This window comes from Methylobacter sp. Wu8 (assembly GCF_036440755.1).
Lineage (GTDB): Bacteria > Pseudomonadota > Gammaproteobacteria > Methylococcales > Methylomonadaceae > Methylobacter_A > Methylobacter_A tundripaludum_A.
Map to the genome: position 1 here is coordinate 1 of NZ_JAZGVT010000001.1, position 4,787 is coordinate 4,787.

Consider the following 4,787-nt stretch of genomic DNA (forward strand, 5'->3'; position numbering starts at 1 on the left):
ATTTTTCATTTTTTAACCATGAAGGACATGAAGCGGCATGAAAGGTTTAAGTCTTCATGCTCTTCATGGTAGTTGCCTAAATTAATTTATGCACGATCCTAAGTTACAAAGTACTGGGGGGCAAGCTGCGCTTTAAACGCTTATTGGCCGTTATTCTAATCATGGTTTTACTTAAAAATATTAGCGTCGATGGATCACCACCTAGACCCGCATTCGAATAGTTTTCGTTCACTGGGATTGTTTGTAATGGCGCTGGCCAATTACGGCCTGATATACATAGCCAATATTTTTCTGGCGCGATGGCTCAGCGTCGGTGACTTTGACGATTACAGTGTGGCCGTGTCAATCGTAACAATGCTGTCAACGCTGGCGACCCTGGGCCTTGAAAAATATGCGTTGCGGGCTATAGCGTTGCTGCGTGATCGCGAGGACTGGCAAAGGTTTCGCGGTTTCTGGTTGTTTGCCTTGCGCAGCATCAGCGCTTTCAGTCTGTTGCTGATGGCAATACTGAGTATAAGCCTTGAAGCTTTTTTAGCATTACGGCAAGCCGACGTGCATATCGCTATTGTCGTGTTCGCCGGTTTTTTGCCGGTCATCGCGGTGACGCTGTTTTTGGTTGATGTTATTGCCGCGCATGGCGCTCAGCTGCTCAGTGTCACGATTTACAGGCTGTTTCTGCCGGCGGTTTATCTTGTGCTGCTTGCCGGCTTGTCATTGAGCCCTGTTAAAGTATCCGCCCTGTCCGCAGTGCTTTGTTTCGGCGGCGCATGGACGATTGCCTTGGTCATTATGTGGTGCATGGCTAAAAGGCTGATGCCGGCAGGCATTAAAAATACGATGCCGGTCATGCAGGGTAAAAAATGGCTTAGAGGCTCTTTGCCCCTGGTTTTGAATAGCCTGTTGTTAACCGTCATGACCAGCGGCGGCGTTATTATTCTGGAAATACTGTTCCCTTCGGGTATAGAAGTGGGCGTTTATGCCGTTGCCGCCCAGACAGGCGGTATTATTTCGCTGATAGGGACCTCGACCAATCGTTATTATCTGCCCATGATGGCTGTGATGATAGGCCGCGGCGATAAACAGGCGATACGAAAGATTATGGAACAAAGGGGGTTAGCGGTCGGCGGCATGGTTCTGGCCTTGCTGGTCACTCTGATTTTCGCGGGCCGCCCCATACTGGGATTATTCGGCGAGCATTTCAGCGGCAGCTATCATACTATGCTGATTATTGCCTCAGGCGCCTGCTTCAGCGCCCTGTTTGCCGATGTGCCTTATTACCTGCAATTTATGGGCTCGCACCGCATCGTGTTAAGCTTGACTATGGTTTCTACGGCAATGATGGTGTCGCTGAGCTTTGTGCTTGGCGCGAGTTTTGGTTCTGTCGGCGTGGCAACGGCTTATATGGTATCAGTCATGTTGCTGTTTATTAGTTTACGCATCGTGGTAGGGTTGCATTTCCGCAGATTAGGCGGATAAATTCTTTGCCGGGTTTCAGTAGTGCAGTGTGGACGGTTTGGATATTTTCAGTCATGTCCTCATTGTTTTTAATCGGGCGCGCAAATGTTCCAGCTCTTCCATCAAGTCCAGCGCCAGCGCGATACCGGCCAGGTTAACGCCCAGGTCGCGTTGCAGCCTTAGCGCGGAACGTACCCGCGCCAAACTTGCACCGGAAAAACGCCATAAATGCGTTTCATCCCCTTGCGGTTCGATAATGCTTTCCTCTATCAAACTGATAACCCAGTCGGGCTGGACGCCGCAAGCATCGCACAGCTGTTCTAACGTCAGGTTGTCATCTTCAATGACAGTTCCGGTCTGTACCGGTAATAAGTCGTCAGAATTCATGGGTCTCATACCCCCAAGGATAGGCGCGGGTTAAAATCAAATTCTTGCTGCATTTTTTGGTAGGCTGCTTTGGCTTGTTCGGTATTCGCCGGCGGCAGGACAATTTTTAGCATCACGTAGAAATCGCCCGGCGGTTTGGCCGGCAACCCAAGACCTTTTAAACGCAGATGAGAGTCTTGTTGGGAGTGGGGCGGTATTTTCAGCTCAACGCTTCCGTTCGGTGTCGGCACTTTGATGCGGGCGCCTAACTTCGCTTCCCAGGGCGTAACGGGCAGATTCAGATAAATATCGGTTTCGGATACCCGGTACATGGGATGGGCGTTAAAAGCGACTTCTAGCAGAAGATTGCCGGTTTTACCGTCATCAGGGCTGCGTTCGCCTTGGCCGGTCAGCCGGATGTGCTGGCCGGCCTTGATGCCTTTGGGGATTTTGATGTTCAGGGCTCTGTGTCTGACCTGCACAAAACCTTGTGCATCGGTTTCGGGCATGCTCAGGGAAAAATTGCGCGTCGCGCCTTGGATGCTGTCTTCCAGATCGATATAAATTTTCGCCCGGCTGTCCAGGCCCCGTGCATGGATGCCGCGCTGTCTCCGGTCGGCTGAACGGAGTCCCGAGCGCCCGAATAATTGTTCAAAAAAATGACTGAACGCGCCGGTCTCGCTATCGGAAGAATTGCTGCTGCTAAACTCGAAGCCTTCGTCCCAGTTTGGCGGCGGACTGAAATCCTCCCCGGCCTTCCAGTGGGAGCCCAGCCTATTGTAAGCGGCCCTTTTTTGCGGATCCTTGAGCACTTCGTAAGCTTCGCCCAGCTCCTTGAATTTTGCCTCGGCATCCGGTTCTTTGCTGACATCGGGATGGTGCTTGCGCGCCAGTTTGCGATAGGCGCGCTTGATTTCGACTTGCGCGGCGTTTCTTGGCAGCCACATGATCTTGTAGTAGTCTTTATATTGCATGCCGGCCCGTCCGATGACAATTGGAAAAACCCAGATAGACTCGATATTTGTACGCTACTGCAAAGTCATTGTCATCTTTTAGAATATGGAAATGAAATCGGCTAATGACGGCCGTTTGCTCGTAAACCCGGTATTATTAGTCGTGACCCATTATTTTTAGCCGGGTGCGCAGCTGTTCGAGCTCTTCGATCAAGTCCAGCGCCAGTGCGATGCCGGCCAGATTAACCCCGAGATCGCGCTGTAGCCGTAGCGCAGAACGCACCCTTACCAGGCTTGCGCCTGAAAAACGCCATAAGTGTATTTCATCCCCTTCCTGCGGTTCGATGATGCTTTCTTCAACCAAGCTGATAACCCAGTCTGCATGGACGCCGCAAGCGTGGCAAAGCTGCCCTAACGTCAGTTTGTCGTCTTCAATAACGGTTCCGGTATGAACCGGTAATAAATGATGCGAATTCATTGGCGTTATACCCCCAGGGATACGCGTGGGTTAAAATCAAACTCGTGCTGCATTCTTTGGTAGGCCGCTTTGGCCTCTTCGCTGTGTGCGGGCGGCAGGGCGATTTGCAGCACCACGTAGAAATCGCCGGGCGTTTTAGCGGGCAGTCCGTGGCCTTTTAGGCGCAGTTTGGTGCCTTGCTCCGAGTGGGGCGGTATTTTCAGGTCGACGGTTCCTACCGGTGTCGGGATCTTGATTTTAGCGCCTAGTCTCGCCTCCCAGGGCGTAACGGGCAGGTCCAGATAAATATCGGTCCCGGAAACGCGGTACAGCGGGTGATTGTTAAAGGCTATTTCGAGCAGCAGGTCGCCGGATTTGCCGTCGCCAAGGCCGGGGTCGCCCTGGCCGGCCAGCCGGATGTGCTGTCCGGGCTTAACGCCTTTGGGGATTTTGATGTTCAGGTTTCTATGTTTGATCTGCACACGGCCTTGCGCATCCATTTCCGGCGTACTCAGGGAAATATTGCGTGTTGCGCCCTGGATGCTGTCTTCCAGGTCGATATAAATCTTCGCATGACTGTCTTGGCCGCGCACGCGGAAACCGTGCGGTACCTGGTCGGCTGGACGGAAGCCGTCGCGACCGAACAATTGTGCAAAAAAAGCGCTAAAAGCGTTGGCGTCGCCACCGGTAAAACCGCCGCCTCTAAACTCGAAGCCTTCATCCCATTTTGGCGGTGGGCTGAAATCTTCGCCGGCTTTCCAGTTGGAGCCCAGTTTATCGTAAGCGGCTCTTTTTTGCGGGTCCTTGAGCACTTCGTAAGCTTCGCCCAGCTCCTTGAATTTGGCCTCGGCGTCCGGTTCCTTGCTGACATCGGGATGGTACTTGCGCGCCAGCTTGCGATAGGCGCGCTTGATTTCAGCCTGATTGGCGCTTCTGGATAGCCCCATGATCTGGTAGTAATCTTTATACTGCATGTTGAGTTGCCTGTCGGATCACAGTTGAAGTTGCCTGGAGAATCCAGGCGGATTTGATGTTTGTACACTACCGGAAATCAATTGTCATCCTTGGGAATATGAAAACTGAATCAGTTAACGACATTCAGACTAAGCGGCAGACTATTTAGGGCCTGCCGCCAATCTTTCAATTTAAAAACCCTCAAACCATTTCGGCTTAAATAAAATGATATAGAGTAAGAAAAGCTCGGAAATGGGTAAAAACACGACAATATAATGAATAGCCAAAATGGCTATACACAATAACAGGCGTCTTAAAAACATAGCAAAGGTGATTTTGGGCATTATATGTTCCTATTGAATTACCTTGCGAATTTTAAGACGCGCTATATCTATCGCTGAAACTCCTCTCACCGGGTGGATGTGGCCTGCTTTGCATTGATTCAGTGCAGCCACTTAGGATCGTGCATAAATTAATTTAGGCAATTACCATGAAGAGCATGAAGGACATGAAGACTTAAACCTTTCATGCCGCTTCATGTCCTTCATGGTTAAAAAATGAAAAATCAAACTTGCTCAAGTTATTTCATGCACGTTCCTAAG

At 50.8% G+C, this 4,787-nt stretch carries 5 protein-coding genes; 1 reads left to right on the plus strand and 4 read right to left on the minus strand.

Annotation, left to right across the window (positions count from 1 at the left end; genetic code table 11):
* The first annotated feature begins 246 nt into the window (after positions 1–246).
* Complete coding sequence (locus V3O24_RS00005) at positions 247–1,476, plus strand: lipopolysaccharide biosynthesis protein (RefSeq protein ID WP_331305539.1); 1,230 nt, start codon at positions 247–249, stop codon at positions 1,474–1,476.
* Positions 1,477–1,527: 51 nt separating this feature from the next.
* Here the strand turns inward: V3O24_RS00005 and V3O24_RS00010 are convergent, their stop codons facing one another.
* The 4 genes from V3O24_RS00010 to V3O24_RS00025 form a co-directional block, all read right to left on the minus strand.
* Positions 1,528–1,842 (minus strand): chaperone modulator CbpM, encoded by a 315-nt coding sequence (locus V3O24_RS00010; protein WP_104423922.1) that lies wholly within the window; start codon positions 1,840–1,842, stop codon positions 1,528–1,530.
* A 5-nt stretch (positions 1,843–1,847) separates the two neighbouring features.
* Positions 1,848–2,795, minus strand: coding sequence for a DnaJ C-terminal domain-containing protein (locus V3O24_RS00015; RefSeq protein WP_331305541.1), 948 nt, complete (start codon positions 2,793–2,795; stop codon positions 1,848–1,850).
* Positions 2,796–2,931: 136 nt separating this feature from the next.
* Positions 2,932–3,252, minus strand: a complete 321-nt coding sequence (locus V3O24_RS00020; RefSeq protein ID WP_331305542.1) for a chaperone modulator CbpM — start codon at positions 3,250–3,252, stop codon at positions 2,932–2,934.
* Positions 3,253–3,257: 5 nt separating this feature from the next.
* Positions 3,258–4,205 carry a DnaJ C-terminal domain-containing protein gene (locus tag V3O24_RS00025; RefSeq protein ID WP_331305543.1) on the minus strand — a complete coding sequence of 316 codons (948 nt, stop codon included), beginning with the start codon at positions 4,203–4,205 and terminating at the stop codon, positions 3,258–3,260.
* Positions 4,206–4,787: the final 582 nt, after the last annotated feature.